Source organism: Oleiphilus sp. HI0066, from assembly GCF_001635725.1.
This window is the reverse complement of sequence record NZ_LWFH01000644.1, coordinates 1-1,000: the sequence shown is the minus strand read 5'-3', so window position 1 is coordinate 1,000 and position 1,000 is coordinate 1. Positions and strand designations below refer to the sequence as shown.

1 protein-coding gene is annotated in these 1,000 nt (G+C 42.0%); it reads left to right on the top strand.

Annotated features, from left to right (window positions below):
• Positions 1-134: 134 nt before the first annotated feature.
• Positions 135-1,000 (top strand): hypothetical protein (locus A3738_RS08200; protein WP_156504094.1); only part of this gene is annotated, 866 nt, incomplete at its 3' end.

Sequence of the window (1,000 nt, the reverse complement as noted above, 5' to 3'; positions counted from 1 at the left end):
GATTTTAGATTCAATTGTGAATTAGTTACGCAAAATATGTGCTTCTAGTCTGATTCGGGCGTTATAGACCGTGCGTTAGTTGCAGATCCAACCATACTTACGAAGAAATTGTAAACAATATATGAGGAAGCATCATGATTAAGAATCGGCTCTCTACTTTTATTTTAATGCCGTTTTTCATGGTTGTAATTACTACAAGCCTGAATGCAGCCCCAGCGATAAAGAGCATAACAAACGTCGATCCCTCAGACGGCAGGGAAGTGTTCGAATTGACTGGCTCTGGTTATGGATTTAAAGCTCAGGCAGCGCCCGTCATATATGATTTTGGTGATTATGCTTTTGAGAATGGGGTATATAATGATCATCAGAGTAGTTTTGCTGATGATTTTGGAATTCCTAGGCCTGAAAAAGATCCAGATACTTTATGGGTAAAGGCTAGTAATGAATATACAACCCCAACTTATTTGACGCATGATAATGCGAGAGTTGCCGGTGGAACTCGTAATTACAGGTGGGGAGGCCCAAATAGTTTCCTAGGGTGGCCGAGGGCTTATGGAGGGTTAACCCCTCCTTCAGACAATGAAAAACTTTATATGTCATGGTGGTTTCGAACTGATTATGATCAGCATGAGTATTACGAGTTTGGATTTAATAATCTCATAGGCTCTTTTGATAAAGGTGAAAAGGTAACGTTTCAAGGCACTTCGGTTGAGGCATTTGTTTTAGGCATAACTGATAAGCAAATAGCTCTTCAGATAACTGATTCTGGGGGGCTTAAAGGATTGGGCTGGAATGGTATTGATTTGCTGGGTAATAGCTCAGGAGCGACCCTTACCACTAATACGATCATTAGCAGTGGTGGATGGTGGCTCAGCGGCGGTCATGGTTCGACTAAATTTATCAGAGTTTGGGAGGATAGTGCAGGAAAAGACGGATTACGCTTATCTTGGACGCAGGACCAGCTAACTACGGCCGGAAATGATAGCCAGCTTAGAACTTA